This is a genomic window from Aeromonas sp. 2HA2 (assembly GCF_029237345.1).
GTDB lineage: Bacteria > Pseudomonadota > Gammaproteobacteria > Enterobacterales > Aeromonadaceae > Aeromonas > Aeromonas salmonicida.
The window spans coordinates 241655-259581 of the sequence record NZ_JAACGB010000001.1 but is presented as its reverse complement, the minus strand read 5'-3'; the positions used below and the strand labels follow the sequence as shown (position 1 = coordinate 259581).

Below are 17927 nucleotides of genomic sequence, written 5' to 3'. Positions count from 1 at the left end.
CCGCCTCCCTATCGAGCGCGGTTCTAAAACTGATAAATCCGCGCAATGATAGGGGTTAGACAGGGTTGGCGCAACACTCCCCATTCGGGGAATGTACAGACGATGGCGCTGGACTAATCGGACCAGCAGGAAAATGATGCCGATGGTTGTTCAGCTGAGTGCATTTAAAAGGACTAAAAAGATGCAGTTGATGAAATATTCGCCCCTGGCGCTGGTTGTGGCCAGCCTGATGAGCTCTGGTGGCCTTGCGGCCAATGAGTGGAGCACTGTAGCGGCGCGCGCCACTGTGACTGACGGTTATGACGTGCGGGCGAACCAGTTTCGAGTGGCCAAGGTGCCCCTCGATTACTTTGCCGGACTGCAGGCCGGGGGACGCCAGCTGACCTTGCCCCTGCCTGACGGAGGGGAAGTGACCTTCGCGCTGCAGGCCTATGACCTGCTGCCCGCCGATCTTGTCGTCAAGTATCCCGATATCCTGACCTTCAAGGGTCATAATCCGGCTGCGCCGGTAGAGACGGGCCGTTTCGATCTTGGTCCGCAGGGCTTCCACGCCATGTTCAGCCATCAGGGCAAGATGGTGTTCGTCGATCCGCTGCCCAATGCCGAAGGCTATGCCGTCTACTACCAGCAGGATGCCTACAGCCGGCTGGAAGAGGAGGCCGACAAGGTGATCGGCCGTGACGCCAACACTCTGGCCCGCAAGGTGCAGGTGGATGGCAACGAGCGCAAGCGCTATACCATCGCCATCTCGGCAGCCGGGGAATATACCCAATTCCACGGTGGCTCCAAGGTGCTGACCATGGGGGCGATTGCCACCCTGCTCAACCGGGTGAACGAGGTATATCAGCGCGACGTGGGGGCCGAGTTCCAGCTGGCCAGCGGCAATGACGCCATCATCTTTACCGATCCGGCGAGCGATCCGTTCAGCAATGACGACACGGATTTCAATGTCAACGGCCTGGTACAGGCCACTGCGCAGACCTTGCCCAGCGGGGCGCTGGGGCCATTCGACATAGGTCATGTGGTCAATACCGGCGGTGGTGGTCTGGCCGGATTGGGTGTGCTCTGTACTGCCACCAAATCGAACGGCATGACAGGCTCATCCAACCCTGTGGGAGATGCCTTCTTTATCGACTATGTGGCACACGAAATCGGCCACCAGTTCGGTGCCGACCACACCTTCAACGGTACCACCAACAGTTGCGGCGGTGGCAACCGGGTAGCCAACCAGGCCTGGGAACCGGGCAGCGGCACTTCCATCATGGCCTATGCCGGTATCTGTGGGGATGAAAACATCCAGCGGCAAGGTGATCCCTATTTCCACAGCAAATCCATCGAGCAGATGCGTGCGCACATGGCCACTGTGCCGACCTGTGGCACCACACTGAGCCTCAGCAACAACGCACCTCAGGCCGCAGCGGGTGCCAATTACGCTATTCCTGCCAATGTCCCTTTTGTGCTCAGAGGGGCAGGGGCGGATCTGGACAAGGATCCCCTGACCTACACCTGGGAGCAGATCGATCTGGGCACAGAGTCCAGCAGTACCCTCGACATGATCGACGATGGTACCCGCCCGCTGTTCCGGTTCGTCTCGCCCACCAGCTCGCCAGAGCGGATCCTGCCCAGCTTGCCCTCCCTGCTGACCGGTACCCTGGCCAAGGGCGACGCCTGGCCCACCACCAACCGGGAGCTCAACTTCCGGCTCACTGTGCGTGATGGCCAGGGCGGCGTCGCCAGCGATGATATGAAGGTGCAGGTGGTCAACACCGGCAGCGCCTTCCGCCTGACCAGTCCGTTGGGCGTGACGGTGACGCCGGGGGCCAGCCAGGCCGTCAGTTGGGATGTGGCTGGCACCCATGCTGCGCCTATCAACTGCAGCAAGGTAGACCTGTTCGTGACTCAGGATGAAGGGGCAAACTGGTCGACCCTGGCTAGCAGCCAGCCCAACAGTGGTTCGGCCACCGTGACTCTGCCGACCAACCTCACCAGCAGCGTCAGGCTGAAGGTGGCCTGTAGCGACAACATCTTCTTCGCCATCAGCCCGCTCAAGTTGTCGGTCGCGCAAAGTGGCGGCAGCTCGGGTGGTGGTGGCGGTGGTGCTCTTGGCTTCTGGGCACTTGCGCTGGCCCTGCTCGGCTGGCAACGGAGGCGGGCATGAGAGCCACCGGCTTGCTGCTGCTTGCTCTGCTTGGCGGGTGTCAGGCGGATGCCGACACCCTGGAGCAGACGGTCAGCGCCAGCCTTGCCAGGCAGGATTACCGGCTGATTGTGCGGGCCGGGCGCGGTGAAGTGGCGCCCGGCATTGCGGCAAGTGAGCAGGAAGCCGCCAAGGCGCGTTGTGGCGTGCGCTACCTCGATGGACTGGGAGATGTCATCAGACCCGGTCAGGAAGAGGCTCAGGCCAGGCTGAGGGCCTATGCGGCCGAGTATAACCAGCGCATGCTGGCCCATTGTCCATCGGCTGTCGGCAAACAATAAGTCCGCAGCCGGGTGTGGGCAGAAAAGGGGAGGCGCAAGCCTCCCTTTCTTTTTTGGCGCTGGCATTTGACCGCCCCGAGGCTTGTACCCATGGCGTGCTCGTCGCACAATGCCAGCACGCATGGCCGCATCGGCGGCAAAAAGAGAGAAGGAAAATCAAGATGATGGATGTGGCTGATCTGCGCCGTGAATACACCCGGGGCGGATTGCACCGGGCCGATCTGCCGGCCGACCCCCTGGCCCTGTTCGAGAAGTGGCTGGCCCAGGCCTGCGAGGCCAAGTTGACCGATCCCACCGCCATGGTGGTGGCGACCGTGGATGCCGAGGGGCAACCCTGGCAGCGCACCGTGTTGCTCAAACACTACGATGCCCAGGGTATGGTGTTCTACACCAACATGGGCAGCCGCAAGGCACACCAGCTGGAAGGCAACCCGCGTATCAGTCTGCTCTTCCCCTGGCACACCCTGGATCGCCAGGTGCACGTCACCGGCCGGGTGGAGAAGATGAGCACCTTCGAGGTGATGAAGTACTTCCACAGTCGCCCCAAGGATAGCCAGATAGCTGCCTGGGTTTCCAAGCAGTCGACCCGCATCTCGGCCCGCGGCGTGCTGGAGGCCAAGTTCCTCGAGCTCAAGCAGAAGTTTGCCAATGGCGAAGTGCCGCTGCCAAGCTTCTGGGGCGGCTATCGGGTGGTGATCGACACGGTAGAGTTCTGGCAGGGAGGCGAGCATCGCCTGCACGATCGCTTCTACTACACCCGCGAGGGGAATGGCTGGCACATAGAGCGGCTGGCACCCTGAGAGTCTGTTTTATCCCGTTCAATCTCCTGCGCTGACAAGGAGTCTGTATGCGTCTGTATGGCGACCTGAGATCCGGCAACTGTTACAAGGTGTGGCTGCTGGCCCGTTGGCTCGAGCTGCCTCTGACCTGGGTACCGGTGGATATACAGGCCGGTGATACCCAAACCCCGGCCTTTCTGGCCATGAATCCCAACGGCAAGATCCCCGTGCTGGCCATCGATGAAGGGGATGCGTTGGCGGAATCCAATGCCATCCTCTTCTATCTGGCGCAGGGCTCGGCGCTCTGGCCGGCAGATCCCCGCCAGCAGGCCGAGGTGCTCAAGTGGCTGTTCTTCGAGCAGTACAGCCACGAGCCCTACATAGCCGTGGCGCGCTTCATCGTCCACCATCTGGGGCGGCCGGAAGCCCAGGAGGCACGGCTCGATGGCCTCAAGGCCGGTGGCGAGCAGGCGTTGGCGGTGATGGAGCAGCAGTTGAAACAGAGTCCCTACCTGTGCGGCGAGGCACCGACCATCGCCGACATGGCTCTCTATGCCTACACCCATGTGGCGGAGGAGGGGATCTTCTCCTTGCAGGGCTGGCCTGCCATCCGGGCCTGGATCGCCCGCATTGAGGCCCATCCCCGCCATCTGAGCCTGCCTGCAGCCTGTCAGGCAAGCTGATGGAGCTGCTTATCGAGCGGGCGCTGTGGCAACCCCATTGGTCTCCTGTGCTGCAAGCCTGGCAGCGGCAGGGTCATTGCTGGAAACTGCTGCTGTGCAAAGAGAGTGAGTTCCATCTGGGGCAGGTGGCGGACCTCTGGTCTGGCTGCCCCCCTGATGGCATCTTGTCCGCCAGCGGGCTGCTGGCGGTCTGGCTCGACGGCGATCTGAGCGCGGATCTCTATGTCGATCCCAGCCGTCAGATCCTGATCAGCGCGTCCCCCTCTCTGCTGACCCTGGCCAAGGAGAGCGGCCTGCTCACCCTGGGGCCGCTCGGGGCCGATCTGGTGCTGACCGCGGATGACGACATGGGCGCCGTGCTCAAGCGCCTGCTTGCCCGCCGCTTGACCGTGCCCCTGCTGCGTGAATCCGGTCTGGCGTCACCCTCTGGCAGCCCCCTGGTGTTGCGGCCATTGCTGGCCGACGACGAGGCCGAGGTGGTGCGCTACTGCGCCGACGAGGCGCTCTCCCGCTATACCCTCAATATTCCTCACCCTTACCCGCCGGAAGGCGCCCGTGACTGGCTCGCCAGCAGTGGGCGCAAGGGCGCGCTGGGGCTTGGCTGGAGCTGGGCCATGACGCTGCCGAAGGGGGCTGAAGTGGCCCCGCTGGTCGGGGTGATTTCGCTGCACTGGAACGGCGAGCTGGCCTGGTGGGTCGGTGTTCCCTGGCAGAACCGGGGGCTGGCTACCCGGGCTGCGCAGCTGGTCAAGTCATTTGCGTTCGACACCTTGCAACTGCCGGCGTTGACCGCCCGTCACATGCCGGGCAACCTCGCCTCCGGTCGGGTGATGGCCAAACTCGGCATGCACTATCGCGGGCTGCGCGCCCGAACTGCCCAGCAGCCGTGCGAGGTAAGCTATTGGCGACTGGACAGGGCCATCCCCCTGCCCGAGCCAGTGATGCAGCAACTGGCGCCCTGGCTGGCGAACGAGCGGGTGGCCGTGGCTATTTTGCATGGTGCCGATGCACAGGCCGGGTTGGATCATGACGGCTCGTTGCAGCTCACCCTGTTTCTGGATGACAAGTGCATACCCACCTTGCCCGGTGCAGCACCCTATGATGGGGCCCTGTTCGACATTGTGTGCCATCCGCTCAGTCAGCTGGAGCAGGTCGAGCCTGAGCAGTTGCATCTGCTGGGTGGTTTGCTGCTAAAAGACAGGGACGAGCAGGGGCTTGCCTGCCTGCTGCAACTGACCAGTCTGCTGCGCCAAGGGTCCGTTCTGCTCACCCGCACGCAGCGGCAGCAGCGGCTCGACTGGATTGACAAGATGGTGCGCCGCACAGGTCTGCCCGCGGCAGGGGGGCGTGATGGGGCTTCGGTCGCGGGGCGTTATCATCAGCTTTGGCTGCTGGTGGAGCTGCCAGAGCTTATCGATGAGCTGGCCGGGCGCTGGCATCAGGGACCCGAGCTTGCTCTGGCAAGGTTGGAACAGGACGATGCCGAGCTGTTCGCGGCCTACGGTGAGGCCATCACGGCCATGACGCCGGTGGCCTTGCAAGGGGTACTGCGGCTGCTTGCGGCTCGCTTTCCTGAGTCCACCCTCCCATTTCTGGACAAAGGTGCTCAGGCCGACCGGCACTTTGTGGAATAATGCCCGCTCTGCTGTACGAGGAGTAACGCTGTATGCTGAGAACCGAGCGCCCCGGCGACATGCTGCCGGTCTATGAACTGGTGAGCGCCGCCTTTGGCCGTTCCGATGAGGCCGAACTGGTCAACCGCCTGCGCGAATGTGGCGCTGCCGTGGTGACCATGGTTGAAGAGGAAGAGTACGAGTTCATGGGGCACCTGATGCTGAGCCCGATCACCATTAACGGCATGGAAGGGCCCTGGCTCGGTCTGGCGCCTGTTGCCGTCCATCCGGACTGGCAGGGGCAGGGTATCGGCTCGGATCTGGTGCGTGAGGGGCTGGATACTGCGCTGGAGATGGACTGGAAGGCGGTGGTGGTGCTCGGCGATCCGACCTACTACGGTCGCTTCGGTTTTCGTCCCGCCAGCGAGTTTGGTCTGCACTGCATCTATGAAGTTCCCGCCGACTGCTTTCTGGCGATGGAGCTGCAGGAAGGTGGCCTGGCAGGCATGGCCGGCGAAGTGCTCTACCACCCCCTGTTTGACGAACTCCCCGAAGACGAGTCCGAAGAGGTTGGCGAGGCATAAGCCGCCGCTCATGAAAAAGGCGCCATCAAGGCGCCTTTTTCGTCTTTGTCAGCCAGCCCGATTAGCTGAAGAACCAGTAACCGCGATTGACCAGACGGGTCAGCAGCTGCAGGAAACTGGCCTGATCGGTAAGCTCCACCATGTCGGCCTGGGTGATGATGTCCTTGTCACACAACAGGGAGATGGCGGCCGCATCATCGCTCGGCAGGGTCCAGGCCTCGCCGTCGATATAGCAGGTACGGCTCTCGCCGCTGAACCAGACGGAGCGCAGGCCCGGCACCTTGATGACGGGTTCGCCCTGAGTCAGCAGGTCGGCCACTTCCTCGGCGCTGTAGTCAGGTTCCATGGGGCTGACGTCCAGATCGTGCTTGGCCTCGGAGATCATGGTGCCAAACCACTCCTTGAACAGGGTCTCGTCGTCCAGAGCCTGCTGCATCAGTTCGCGCAGGCGGTGCAGCTCATGGGGCTGGATCTCGCCGTGACGGACGCGGGGCTTGAGATCCCCATCGCCGTAGCGCTCGGTACGCATTTCGTTGTCGATCAGGTGATCGGCAAAGGAGGAGATGAGTGCCTTGGCATCCGGCGCGCGGAAGCCTACCGAGAAATTCATGGAGGGTTCGATGGCGTAGCCTTCGTGAGGGAATCCGGGCGGAATGTAGAGGATGTCGCCCGGCTCCATGATGACGTCGATGATCGCCTCGAACGGCTCGCAATGCAGCAGGGCGGCGTGGGCGGCAAACTCGTTGAGCGGCTTGGCATCGCCCACTCGCCAGTGACGCTTGCCCTGGCCCTGGGTGATGAAGACGTCGTAGTTGTCGATGTGGGGGCCGACACCACCATGAGGGGTGGAGAAGCTCACCATCACATCGTCAAAGCGCCAGCCCGGAATGAACTGGAACGGCAGTGCCAGCTCGTGCACCTCGGGGGCCCAGTGGTTGCAAGCCTGCACCAGCACAGTCCAGTTCTCTTCCCCCAGGTGATCGTAAGATTCGAAGGGGCCATGAGCCGCTTCCCACTTGCCGTCGAAGCGGGTCACCAGACGGGATTCGATGACCTCTTCCATGGCCAGACCCGCCAGCTCGTCCGGGCTGATGGGATCCTGAAAGTCGGTGAAGCCGCCTTTTATAAGGAGGGGGCGTTTCTGCCAGTAGTGCTCGAGGAAGTGAGCGATATCCAGATTGAGTTCGTACATAGTGCTTCTCGTCAAAAGATCAGAAAGAGTCAGGAGAGGTCTTGCCCAAGATGGCTGCGGGCCTTGGGCAAGGCCTCTTGTATGGCAAAACGTATGGCTAGACGTATGGCCGTCAAAAATAACAGGGGCCCTGTTGCGCAATGTGCACAGGGCCCCTGATATATCAGGTTATCGGCTTATTTCAGCAGATCCACCAGACGCTGGGCCTGACCGATATAGTTGGCCGGGGTCAGCTTCTTCAGCTCGACTTTCACGTGCTCGGGGAGCTCGAGGGTGTCGATAAAAGTACGCATGCCTTCGGCATCGACGCGGCGACCACGGGTCAGCTCTTTGAGCTTCTCGTAGGGCTTCTCGATGCCGTAGCGACGCATCACTGTCTGGATGGGCTCGGCCAGCACTTCCCAGTTGGCGTCCAGATCGGCTGCCATGGCACCGGCGTTGGCTTCCAGCTTGGAGATCCCCTTGAGGGTCGCCTGATAGGCAATCAGGGAGTAACCGACAGCCACACCCAGGTTGCGCAGCACGGTCGAGTCGGTGAGGTCTCGCTGCCAGCGGGAGATGGGCAGCTTGGAGGCCAGGTGCTGGAACACGGCGTTGGCCAGACCCAGATTGCCTTCGGAGTTCTCGAAGTCGATGGGGTTGACCTTGTGCGGCATGGTGGAGGAGCCGATTTCGCCCGCCACAGTGCGCTGCTTGAAGTGACCCAGAGAGATATAACCCCACACATCGCGATCGAAGTCGATGAGGATGGTGTTGAAGCGGGCCATGGCGTCGAACAGCTCGGCAATATAGTCGTGGGGCTCGATCTGGGTGGTGTAGGGGTTCCAGTTCAGGCCCAGGGAGGTGACGAACTCCTCGGAGAACTGGTGCCAGTCCACTTCCGGGTAGGCGCTGACGTGGGCGTTGTAGTTGCCCACGGCACCGTTGATCTTGCCGAGGATCTCCACCGCCATGATCTGCTTGAACTGGCGCTCCAGGCGATAGGCGACGTTGGCCATCTCCTTGCCCATGGTGCTCGGGGTGGCCGGCTGACCGTGGGTGCGCGACAGCAGCGGCATGTCGCGGTACTCGTGGGCCAGACGCTTGAGCTCGCTGATCAGCTTCTCGCAATAAGGCTTGATGACCTCGTCACGGGCTGTTTTCAGCATCAGGCCGTGGGAGTTGTTGTTGATGTCTTCCGAGGTGCAGGCGAAGTGAATGAATTCGCTGACGGCGGCCAGCTCAGGGTTCACTTCCACCTTCTCTTTGAGGAAGTACTCCACCGCTTTCACATCATGGTTGGTGGTGCGCTCTATCTGTTTGATACGGGCGGCGTCACTCTCGTTGAAGTTGCTGACAATACCGTCGAGCAGGGCGTTGGCGGCCGCGCTCAGGGCTGGGACTTCCGGGATCCCGACGTGGCTGGCCAGTTTTTGCAACCAGCGCACCTCAACTTCGACGCGAAAACGCAGCAGACCGAATTCGGAGAAGATAGGGCGCAGGGCATCGGCCTTGTCGCCATAACGACCGTCAATCGGGGAAACAGCAGTCAGCGCGGACAGCTCCATGGGGTGAACTCCTGATGATTGGTGTGGGGGATTCTCATCAACTCGCGCTCCTGTTACGAGACCGTTATCAAGGCTCATGTGCTGCTCGGCATCCTTATTTATCGACATAAACTCCGGTACCTGCGCTGCTCTTCACCTTGCTTCCGGCCTCTCACTACGGAGCTCGAGCCGATTCTTAGAAACGTTTGGCCAGTTCGACCATTTTCTTGCGAGCGAAAATGATCTGGGTACGGCTGCCGCCAAGCTGGCGCCACAGCACGCAGGCACGGATGCCTGCCAGCAGCAGGGCGCGCACCTTGTGCTGCACCAGGGGCTGCTGCAGGAACAGCGGGGTACCCGCTATCTGGATGCGCGGCCCTATGGGGCTGATGAGATCGCTGTAGATGCTCGCCATGTTGGCCAGGATCTGCTCGTCGAGAAGATCGAAATGCTGTTGCTGGCGGCCGATCTGGCTGATCCGCTCCCCCAGCATGTTGAGAATGTCCTTGCGCTTGGCCAGCTTGCGCTCCAGCGCAATCAGGCTCACCACGTAACGGGTCAGCTCGGCATTTTTCTGGCTGCCGTCGGATCCCAGTTGCTCGACCAGGGCGCGGTAGCCATCGCGAATGGCCAGATGGTTGCCAAACACCTCCAGCGGCTGCTTGGGATCGGTCACCAGCACGCTTTGCAGGCTCTCGCGCAGGGACGCTTCATCGCAAGTGCCATCACGGGCCACTTTTTGTACCAGATAGGCCGCCTGGCAGATGCCGGCAAAGGCCATGGTTCTGTCTTGAAATTTGTCGCTCATCGTTTCACAGCCCTGTTATGTTGGTTCACCGGCTGATGCCGCAGCAGGCCATGATCCGGCCCTGGAATTGGTCGCTCACGTTCGCTGCCTTCTTTGTTGGCCCAAACCGCATGGCTGACGCACTGTTTCAGCGTGCTTGCAAAGGCCATGGTTCAGCTCTGGTATTTGTCGATCATCGATGTCACTGCCGTCAGGATTTACACCGGATGGCTGAAACGCTGCTCGATGATGCCGCCGCCCAGGCACACTTCCCCGTCATAAAAGACGGCGGATTGACCCGGGGTCACGGCTGCCTGTTTCTCGTCGAAGATGACCCGTATGGTCTCGTCATCGATGGTCTGAATGAGGCAGGGGATATCCTGCTGGCGATAGCGTGTCTTGACGGTGCAGCGACGCGGTGCGCGGATCGGGGTGCGATCCACCCAGTGCAGCTGGCTGGCAATCAGGCCGTCTGAGTAGAGACGCGGGTGCTCGCCCTGCGCCACCACCAGGGTATTGCGCTCCACCTCTTTGTCCACCACGTACCAGGCCTCTTCGGTGGCGTCTTTGCGACCACCAATGCCGAGCCCCTTGCGCTGACCCAGGGTGTGATACATCAAGCCCTGATGCTCGCCGATCACCTTGCCGTCCACGGTTTCGATGGGGCCGGGCTGGGCGGGCAGGAACTTGGCCAGGAAGTCCTTGAATTTGCGCTCACCGATAAAGCAGATACCGGTGGAGTCTTTCTTCTTGGCGGTGATGAGATCCAGTTGCTCGGCGATGCGGCGCACCTCCGGCTTCTCCAGATCCCCGACCGGGAACAGGCTCTGACCCACCTGGGCTTCGCTCAGGGTGTAGAGGAAGTAGCTCTGATCCTTGTTGGTATCGAGACCGCGCAGCAGGCGCGGGTGGCCTGTGCTGTCGTCACGGCGCACATAGTGGCCGGTGGCGATGTAGGTGGCACCCAGCTCTTCGGCGGCAAATTCGAGGAACGCCTTGAACTTGATCTCCTTGTTGCACAGGATATCCGGGTTCGGCGTGCGCCCTGCCTTGTACTCTTCCAGGAAGTGCTCGAACACATTGTCCCAGTACTCGGCAGCGAAGTTGATGGTATGCAGCTTCATACCCAGCTTGTCGCAGACGGCCTTGGCATCAGCCAAATCCTGGGAGGCAGAGCAGTACTCGTCCGTGTCGTCTTCTTCCCAGTTCTTCATGAACAAGCCTTCGACCTGATAACCCTGCTGCTGGAGCAGGTAGGCCGAGACGGAAGAATCCACGCCGCCGGACATGCCGACGATCACCTTGATTTGGCTGTTGTCTGTCATTAGTCGAAGTTACCAGTTCGTTTAAACGGGGCGTATTCTACCAGAGTTTTGCGCCCTCGGTCACATCTCCCTGTCCGCTTCCCCTTGAGGGGTAGCAAGGCAGGAAATCGTTTTTCTGTCAGCTGGCACGCCAGCAATAAATCGGTGCCAAATGGCCTCAGATAAAGGCCTTGAGCGCCGACAGCGGCAGGCGGGTGCCCCCCAGATAATCCTGAATGCACTGCCACACCAATGGGCTACGCAGGGCCGGTTTGCACTCGGCTATCTCCTCCAGGGTGAGCCAGTGGCAGGCCAGCACATCGCCGTCAGGATCCTCTGGATGGTGCTGACCCGGCGCCTTTTCAAGGTCGAAGATGACGGCAGTGCGCACAAAGGTGGCCTCGCTGTCGGCCGGTTTGTAGAGATAGACCCCGAGCCAGGCGCTGGGCGTGGCGGTCAGTCCTGTCTCTTCTTTGAGCTCGCGGCAGGCCGCTTCAATCAGGTTTTCACCCGGTTCCACATGGCCGGCAGGCTGATTGAAACGGCGCTGGCCCTTGATCTCCTCTTCCACCAGCAGGAAACGACCCTGCCAGTGCACCAGCGCCGCCACCGTCAATCTGGCCGGCATTCTCTCTTCCATCGGCGGGCGATCCATCATGATGACTCCTTGTCTGTGGTGTGACGGGCAGGACGGCGGGCCGTGCCGCGACCGCTGCTACGGGGCTTGCTCTCGGCAGGGGGACGAGAGCCAGCCTGTTCGATGGCTGGTTTGCCTGCGCTGCGTGGCGGGTTTTTCCGATTGGACTGGGCCGCTCTGCGTGGTCTGTCGCCCGCAGGTTTGGCGGCGCTACTGCCGGTTTGAGGCTTGCGCGGACGAGCAGGCGATACCGGTGCTAGCTCGGGGGCAGGCAGGCTGTGGCTCTGCCCGGGGGCCAGCCCGTCTTCTTGCCAGTTACCCAAGGTCCAGTCGCCGATGGCGTAGCGGATCAGGCGCAGTGTGGGGTGGCCGATATGGGCCGTCATGCGCCGTACCTGACGGTTGCGCCCCTCTACTATCTTGATCTCGAGCCAGCGGGTGGGGATCTCCTTGCGCTCGCGGATCGGCGGATTGCGTGGCCACACATTAGGCTCATCCATGAGCCTTGCCTCGGCGGGCAGTGTCAGGCCGTCGTTGAGTTCAACCCCGGCGTGCAGGGCGGCCAGTTTCTCTTCGCTCGGTATGCCTTCCACCTGCACCCAGTAAGTCTTGGGCGTCTTCTCTCCCGGCTGGGTGAGGCGAGCCTGCAACTTGCCGTCGTTGGTGAGCAGCAAGAGCCCCTCGCTGTCACGGTCCAGCCTGCCGGCGGCATAGATGCCGGGCTCCTTGATGTAATCCTTGAGGGTCTCCCGTCCCGCCTCGTCGGTGAACTGGCACAGCACCATGTAGGGCTTGTTCAAGAGCAGCAACTTGCGATCGGCGGGTGCCACCTGCGGTTTCTGCCCGGCCTGTTCAGCTGCCTGTGCATGCCGGGTGCCGGGCCGTGAGCGTGTCAGACCAGGCCGGTTGGCGTCCTCTTGTGGGGGGCGCTCAGCGGCGGTCGTGCGACCTTGGAGGGAGAGACGGGGGCGGGCAGATTTCATCGCATGCATACCAAAAACAGGGGATGCCGGAGTGTATCACAGGGGGCCGCCGCCATGGGGCATGTGGGGCTTGTTAGCCTAACTCAACAGTCCTTCGATGACGATGGCCTGACGGGCGGGGGCCGAGCTTGCGTGCAAGAGCGCCGTGCTGACCACCTCGTCCATCATGGCGCGAGCCAGTCGGGTGAGGGGGCGCAATTGCTCGGGGGCGAGCCCGGCCGGGATCGCCAGCAATATGATGGTCCGTACCGGCCCGAGCGCCGATCCCCACTCGATGGGCTCGGCGCAACTGAGCAGCGAGAGGGCGGGCTGGCGGATGGCGGGGCAGATCACGTGGGGCATGGCGAGGCCGGGCCGTATGATGGTGGCGGCGATCTGCTCGCGCTTGGCGATGGCCTGCTCAAGCGCTGGCCTGTCGCGTACCAGCTCGGCGGGCAAGAGATCGACCAGCACCCTCAGGGCTAGGGATTTGTCCAGCGATGCCGCTGCGTGCCCCAGTTGGGCGAGGGAAAAACAGTAGTCGGGCTGGGCGAGGCCAAGGCGCTGCTCGGCCGGGGCAGCGCTTCCCGGTCGGCCAAGGGGCTGGCCCAGCTCCACACACCAGCAGGTGAAGGCCATGTGGGCCAGTTCCGCATCCAGCCCTTCGATAAGCAGCAGACAGAGATCGCCGGGCTGGGTGGCCAGGGTGAGCAGGGAGAGCTGGCTGGTCGCCTCCACGCGTTGGCGGCGGGTGACATTGATAAGCTGGATATGGGATTTGAACAGCCCGGCCAGTCGACTCAGCTGCTTGGCCTGGGTGATGGTCAGCCCCAGCCGGCAGAAAAAGGTGAGCTCGCGGGTGAGCATTCAGACGCCGACGGTGGCGGTTTTGAGTACGGCGCTGGCATTGAGCAGCACGGATTCCAGCGATACCTGGCGAACCGTGCAACCAAGGAAGCGATCCTTCTGCTCTATCTCGATGTCGGAGGCGATCAGCACCAGGTCGGCGCTGGCGATGTCCCGCGCGGTGAGAATGTTCTCCAGTCCCATGGCGCCCTGGGTTTCAACCTTGATCTTCAGCCCCAGCTTGTCGGCGGCTTTTTGCAGCGCCTCTGCGGCCATATAGGTGTGGGCTATGCCGGTGGGGCAGGCTGTGACGGCGAGGATCTTCATCGGTTCTCGAAGCAAATGGCGGTGGGGCAACAAGATAGCGCCAAGGGGCGGCTTTTGCCAAAGGCGTGGGGCAACAATGGGATCTTGGCGGCGCACTGGTGCTGGCTTGCACAGGGATGGCGAGAATCTGGATTCATCTGCTGACGGCGGGCGTGGCAATAAAAAACCGGCCCTGCCAGAAGGCGGGGCCGGTTGTATTCAGTTAACGCGGGTTCAGACGGATTGGGTAGCCAAGGTGGCGGCTTTCAGTTCACGCTTGATACGGCGGATCTTGCGCTCCTCGGCCACGGCCACGCAGGCCATCAACACCAGACAGGCGGCGGCGGCCATGTCCAGCGCCGCGAAGGTACCGGCCCAGCCGGTCAGACCGAAGATGGGGGTGCCATCGGCGATCATACCCAGACCCAGCTTGGCGAAGCTGTCACCGATGAGGTAGGCAAAGGTGCCCTTGACGCCATCGGCCACGCTGATGCCCTGCTTGGGCACAAAGCCCACGGCGGCCACGCCGATCAGCAGTTGCGGACCAAACACCAGGAAGCCCAGCAGGAACAGGGAGCCCAGGAACATGAACTGGGTGGTGGCATGCTGGTAGAGACCCAGAGTGGCGATAATCAGCGCCAGTGCCACACAGGCCACCAGACCGCGACGACCGTTCGCCAGATCCGAGAGGTAGCCCCACATCAGGGTGCCGACCAGGGCGCCCACTTCGAAGAAGGTAAAGCCCTGGATGGCGATCTCCTTGGAGAAGCCCAGCTCCTGGTGAGCGTACACGGTGGACCACTGGTCGATACCGATGCGCACCACATAGAGGAAGATGTTGGCAAAGCAGAGCAGCCAGATCACCTTGTTCATCAGCACGTACTTCACGAAGATCTGACCCTTGGTCAGCTTCTGCTCTTCGGTGGCGATGTCTTCTTCACTGGCCACTTCGTCAAACAGCTCTTCCACCTTGCCCAGACCATAGGCTTCCGGTGAATCGCTGCCAAAACGCAGGCCGATAAAGCCGACCACCAGCGCGATCATGGACGGGAAGATGAACATGCCGAGCACATTGCCATCGAACAGGTAGTTGGCACCGAACAGCGCCACACCGGCCGCACCGGCACCGCCCACGTTGTGGGAGAGGTTCCACATACCGAGGTAGGTGCCGCGCTTGTTGCGAGGTGTCCATTTGGTGATGGTGGAGTAGCTGCAGGAGCCACCACAGCTCTGGAAGAAGCCGCTCAGGGCATAGAAGAAGATCATGAAGTAGAGGCTGAAACCCGTGCCGCCCATGCTGGCACTGAAGCCCAGCATGCACAGGGCGGAGAGGATCAGCATCAGCGGCAGGAACTGCTTGGTGTTCTTGCCATCGGCATAGTAGGAGACGACCGTCTTGCCCACCCCGTAGGTGATGGAGAAGCCAAGGCCAATCATGCCAAGCTCGGTCATGGAGAGACCGTACTCCTGGATCATGTCGTTCTGCGCAATGTTGAAGTTCTTGCGGATCAGGTACATGGTTAGATAGCCAATAAATACAACCAGATAAGATTGCATAAACGGCTTGAACCAGAGCTTGCGCCGGGCTTCGACCGGCAGTTCCAGGGTCGGCACCCGGACCTGTTGGAGAAATTTCAACATCTTCGTTCATCCTCTGCGAGATAGACGGTATTTCCGCCGCGCCCCTCATTTTTTGGTTGGTGTCAGAGGTCACGCCACGGAAAGGACAACAGAAAGAGGTTGGACTGTGCACCTCGCTCCCCTGTCGATTGAACCCATGCCCGAACCTGCGCCACTGCGGGGATCGGGTCACTACATCAGGTAGCGTGACTTTAATGAGGCGCGGTGCAAATGGCGTGAGAGCCATCCCTAGTGGCATTAGGAAAATTTCCTAGTTTGACGGGATCCGGCCATGAAGCGTGAAGAGGATCACACAGTGACGGCCCACGGCGGGGCCATGCTACGAGAAGAGTGGCAGCCAGACAGGGCTGGGGGCGTGAGGTTGTGCTATGGGGTGAGCAGGCTATCGTCAGCAGGATTGGCGGATATCTGACGCCATAAAAGAGGCCACCCGCAGGTGGCCTCTTGTCGTATCAGTGCGAGAAGGGGATCAGGCCGCCTTGGCCAGTGCCACTTCATCGGTTTTCTTTACCCGCAGCTTTTTCAGGGCAACCGCCACCACGCCGGTGACGATGGCGCCACAGATCATGCAGAGCAGGGCCAGCAGCGGCTTGTTGACCGCACCCAGCAGGGCGACGATGGGGCCGCCGTGGGCGACGCTGTTGGTGATGCCAAACAGGAAGGCCATCACCGCAGCTGTCATGCTGCCCAGCACGTTGGCGGGGATGACGGCCAGCGGGTCACGGGCGGCGAACGGAATGGCACCTTCAGAGATACCCACCAGGCCCATGGCACCGGCGGCTTTGCCCGCTTCGATTTCGGAGGCATCGAAGATACCCAGCTTGCGGCCGAGCACGGTCGCAAGCGACATGCCGAGCGGCGCCGCTGGTATGGCGCAGGCCATGGCACCCATAAACTGGGTCTGGCCGGAGGCTATCATGCCCACCGAGAACAGGAAGGCCACCTTGTTGACCGGGCCGCCCATATCAAAGCCGGCCATGCCCCCCAGCACTATGCCCAGCAGCACCAGACTGCCGCCGCTCATGGAGAGCAGCATTGCGTTCAGGCCAGTCATCATGTCGGCAATGGGCGCACCTATGATGAAGATGAAGACTGCGGCGATAAACAGCGACCCGACGATGGGGGCGATAAGGATCGGCACCAGCGGCTGCACCATCTTGTGGTAGTGACGGGTGGCAATCCAGCGCACCAGATAACCGACCAGCAGGCCCGCTATGATGGCACCGATAAAGCCGGTCCCGGCATCGGCGCCGTAGAAGCTGCCGTTGTTGGCGATCCAGCCGCCGATAAAGCCCGGGGCCAGTGCCGGACGGTCACCGATGGCGTAGGCGATATAGCCCGCCAGTATGGGGATCATCAGGGTGAAGGCGGCCACGCCCACGTTGAGGATCTGATTCCACATGCTCCCTTCCGGGATCTGCATGCCGCTCGGGGTCGGGTTGCCGCCGATGGCCAGCGCCAGCGCGATCAGCAGACCACCGGTCACCACGAACGGGATCATGTGGGAGACGCCGTTCATCAGGTAGCGATAGAGATCGGAACTGCCGCCCGTGCTCTTATCCTCTCCCTTCTTGTCCTCTTTGCCTGCCACATAGGCTGGCGCCTTCAGCGCTTGCTCAATGAGACCCTTGCCATCCTTGATGGGGGCTTTCACCCCAGTCTTGATGAGCGGCTTGCCGTTGAAGCGGGCCATGTCCACCTGCTTGTCGCAGGCGACGACGATGGCGCTGGCACGGGCAATCTCGGCCGCGGTCGGGCTGTTCTTGACACCGATGGATCCGTTGGTCTCCACCTTCACCTCATAACCCAGCTCGCGAGCGGCGCGTTCCAACGACTCGGCCGCCAGATAGGTGTGGGCGATGCCAGCCGGGCAACCGGTGACACCTATGATGAAGCCCTTGCTGGTGGTCGGGGCAGCGGTTTGCTCCTCCTTGCGCTCCAGCAGCAGCGCCAGCGCGGCAGCCGAGGTTTTGGCGGCCAGCAACTTGGCAATGAAACCTTCTTCAATCAGCTTGGCGGAGAGCTCGGCCAGCACCTCGATATGGTGGTTGGCGCCACCGGCCGGGGAGGCAATCATGAAGAACAGCCGGGACGGCTTGCCATCCTCGGCGCCGTAATCGATACCGCTGCGGCTGATGCCGATGGCCACCGCCGGTGTGCTCACAGCCGTACTCTTGGCGTGGGGCAGGGCAACACCTTCTTCAAAGCCGGTGTTGTCCAGCTCTTCCCGGGCCCACAGGTCCTTGATGAACTGCTGCTCATCGCTGACCTTGCCCTGCGCGACCAGCAAGCGGGCCATCTCGCTGAAGACCTCCTCCTTGCTCGTCGCGTTCAAATCGAGATTGATCAGATGTTCGTTGATCAGTGTGGTGATCATGGCGCTCTCCCGCTCCCGTGAGGGAGCCTGTTGGCATGCCGCCCGTGCTGGCACGGCATGCAGACAAAATTGACCTCACTATTATCGCGCTGGTAGGCAAGCCTCCCTATCGGACAAATGTGCGAATGACTGGATTTTTGTGCGATATCGTCCCGAGTGTGACCCCGATCTCACAGCAGACCTGCTGACAAAATAGATCTGAATGGAATCGA

General features: G+C 61.7%; 16 protein-coding genes. 6 read left to right on the top strand and 10 right to left on the bottom strand.

Annotated elements, in window-relative coordinates; genetic code table 11:
• The first annotated feature begins 181 nt into the window (after positions 1-181).
• The 6 genes from GWQ29_RS01170 (at position 182) to GWQ29_RS01145 (ending at position 6137) form a co-directional block, all read left to right on the top strand.
• Entirely contained in the window at positions 182-2158 is a 1977-nt protein-coding gene (locus GWQ29_RS01170) for a reprolysin-like metallopeptidase (RefSeq protein ID WP_275918577.1), read from the top strand.
• Complete coding sequence (locus tag GWQ29_RS01165; protein WP_275918576.1) at positions 2155-2478, top strand: hypothetical protein; 324 nt, start codon at positions 2155-2157, stop codon at positions 2476-2478. The genes GWQ29_RS01170 and GWQ29_RS01165 overlap by 4 nt, the downstream gene beginning before the upstream one ends.
• Positions 2479-2639: 161 nt before the next feature.
• Complete coding sequence (gene pdxH / locus GWQ29_RS01160; RefSeq protein WP_059113935.1) at positions 2640-3278, top strand: pyridoxamine 5'-phosphate oxidase; 639 nt, start codon at positions 2640-2642, stop codon at positions 3276-3278.
• A 47-nt stretch (positions 3279-3325) separates the two neighbouring features.
• Positions 3326-3940, top strand: a complete 615-nt coding sequence (locus GWQ29_RS01155) for a glutathione S-transferase family protein (RefSeq protein ID WP_275918575.1) — start codon at positions 3326-3328, stop codon at positions 3938-3940.
• Entirely contained in the window at positions 3940-5574 is a 1635-nt protein-coding gene (locus GWQ29_RS01150; protein ID WP_275918574.1) for a GNAT family N-acetyltransferase, read from the top strand. The genes GWQ29_RS01155 and GWQ29_RS01150 overlap by 1 nt, the downstream gene beginning before the upstream one ends.
• Before the next feature lie 32 nt (positions 5575-5606).
• Complete coding sequence (locus tag GWQ29_RS01145; protein WP_058395693.1) at positions 5607-6137, top strand: N-acetyltransferase; 531 nt, start codon at positions 5607-5609, stop codon at positions 6135-6137.
• 61 nt (positions 6138-6198) lie between these two features.
• On the opposite strand, the gene GWQ29_RS01140 is transcribed toward GWQ29_RS01145, so the two are convergent.
• The 10 genes from GWQ29_RS01140 to GWQ29_RS01095 form a co-directional block, all read right to left on the bottom strand.
• The gene (locus GWQ29_RS01140; protein ID WP_275918573.1) at positions 6199-7329 is read right to left on the bottom strand and encodes a cupin domain-containing protein; all 1131 of its coding nucleotides are present in this window, start codon (positions 7327-7329) and stop codon (positions 6199-6201) included.
• Positions 7330-7505: 176 nt separating this feature from the next.
• A complete protein-coding gene (gene purB, locus GWQ29_RS01135; protein WP_021140595.1) occupies positions 7506-8876 on the bottom strand; it encodes an adenylosuccinate lyase in 1371 nt (456 codons plus the stop codon).
• Between the two features lie 175 nt (positions 8877-9051).
• On the bottom strand, positions 9052-9663 hold the full coding sequence (hflD, locus tag GWQ29_RS01130; protein WP_017412872.1) for a high frequency lysogenization protein HflD: 612 nt from the start codon (positions 9661-9663) through the stop codon (positions 9052-9054).
• Between the two features lie 197 nt (positions 9664-9860).
• Complete coding sequence (gene mnmA / locus GWQ29_RS01125; RefSeq protein ID WP_275918572.1) at positions 9861-10967, bottom strand: tRNA 2-thiouridine(34) synthase MnmA; 1107 nt, start codon at positions 10965-10967, stop codon at positions 9861-9863.
• Positions 10968-11124: 157 nt separating this feature from the next.
• Entirely contained in the window at positions 11125-11604 is a 480-nt protein-coding gene (locus tag GWQ29_RS01120) for an NUDIX hydrolase (RefSeq protein WP_034524276.1), read from the bottom strand.
• Positions 11601-12575, bottom strand: coding sequence for a pseudouridine synthase (locus tag GWQ29_RS01115; protein ID WP_275918571.1), 975 nt, complete (start codon positions 12573-12575; stop codon positions 11601-11603). The genes GWQ29_RS01120 and GWQ29_RS01115 overlap by 4 nt, the downstream gene beginning before the upstream one ends.
• 69 nt (positions 12576-12644) lie before the next feature.
• Positions 12645-13412 (bottom strand): PTS sugar transporter subunit IIA, encoded by a 768-nt coding sequence (locus tag GWQ29_RS01110; RefSeq protein WP_275918570.1) that lies wholly within the window; start codon positions 13410-13412, stop codon positions 12645-12647.
• Complete coding sequence (locus GWQ29_RS01105; protein WP_005319168.1) at positions 13413-13718, bottom strand: PTS fructose transporter subunit IIB; 306 nt, start codon at positions 13716-13718, stop codon at positions 13413-13415. It abuts the gene before it with no gap.
• Between the two features lie 213 nt (positions 13719-13931).
• Entirely contained in the window at positions 13932-15338 is a 1407-nt protein-coding gene (gene uhpT / locus GWQ29_RS01100) for a hexose-6-phosphate:phosphate antiporter (RefSeq protein ID WP_059113923.1), read from the bottom strand.
• Between the two features lie 469 nt (positions 15339-15807).
• Positions 15808-17715, bottom strand: a complete 1908-nt coding sequence (locus GWQ29_RS01095; RefSeq protein WP_111587506.1) for a fructose-specific PTS transporter subunit EIIC — start codon at positions 17713-17715, stop codon at positions 15808-15810.
• Between the last annotated feature and the right edge of the window lie 212 nt (positions 17716-17927).

Excerpts from the sequence above, each read along its gene's own strand:
- GWQ29_RS01155 (WP_275918575.1), top strand. The coding sequence starts at position 3,326 with ATGCGTCTGTATGGCGACCTGAGATCCGGCAACTGTTACAAGGTGTGG.
- GWQ29_RS01150 (WP_275918574.1), top strand. The coding sequence starts at position 3,940 with ATGGAGCTGCTTATCGAGCGGGCGCTGTGGCAACCCCATTGGTCTCCT.
- hflD (WP_017412872.1), bottom strand. The coding sequence starts at position 9,663 with ATGAGCGACAAATTTCAAGACAGAACCATGGCCTTTGCCGGCATCTGC.
- GWQ29_RS01145 (WP_058395693.1), top strand. The coding sequence starts at position 5,607 with ATGCTGAGAACCGAGCGCCCCGGCGACATGCTGCCGGTCTATGAACTG.
- GWQ29_RS01140 (WP_275918573.1), bottom strand. The coding sequence starts at position 7,329 with ATGTACGAACTCAATCTGGATATCGCTCACTTCCTCGAGCACTACTGG.
- GWQ29_RS01170 (WP_275918577.1), top strand. The coding sequence starts at position 182 with ATGCAGTTGATGAAATATTCGCCCCTGGCGCTGGTTGTGGCCAGCCTG.
- uhpT (WP_059113923.1), bottom strand. The coding sequence starts at position 15,338 with ATGTTGAAATTTCTCCAACAGGTCCGGGTGCCGACCCTGGAACTGCCG.
- GWQ29_RS01120 (WP_034524276.1), bottom strand. The coding sequence starts at position 11,604 with ATGATGGATCGCCCGCCGATGGAAGAGAGAATGCCGGCCAGATTGACG.
- GWQ29_RS01105 (WP_005319168.1), bottom strand. The coding sequence starts at position 13,718 with ATGAAGATCCTCGCCGTCACAGCCTGCCCCACCGGCATAGCCCACACC.
- GWQ29_RS01165 (WP_275918576.1), top strand. The coding sequence starts at position 2,155 with ATGAGAGCCACCGGCTTGCTGCTGCTTGCTCTGCTTGGCGGGTGTCAG.
- GWQ29_RS01110 (WP_275918570.1), bottom strand. The coding sequence starts at position 13,412 with ATGCTCACCCGCGAGCTCACCTTTTTCTGCCGGCTGGGGCTGACCATC.
- mnmA (WP_275918572.1), bottom strand. The coding sequence starts at position 10,967 with ATGACAGACAACAGCCAAATCAAGGTGATCGTCGGCATGTCCGGCGGC.
- GWQ29_RS01115 (WP_275918571.1), bottom strand. The coding sequence starts at position 12,575 with ATGCATGCGATGAAATCTGCCCGCCCCCGTCTCTCCCTCCAAGGTCGC.
- pdxH (WP_059113935.1), top strand. The coding sequence starts at position 2,640 with ATGATGGATGTGGCTGATCTGCGCCGTGAATACACCCGGGGCGGATTG.
- GWQ29_RS01095 (WP_111587506.1), bottom strand. The coding sequence starts at position 17,715 with ATGATCACCACACTGATCAACGAACATCTGATCAATCTCGATTTGAAC.
- purB (WP_021140595.1), bottom strand. The coding sequence starts at position 8,876 with ATGGAGCTGTCCGCGCTGACTGCTGTTTCCCCGATTGACGGTCGTTAT.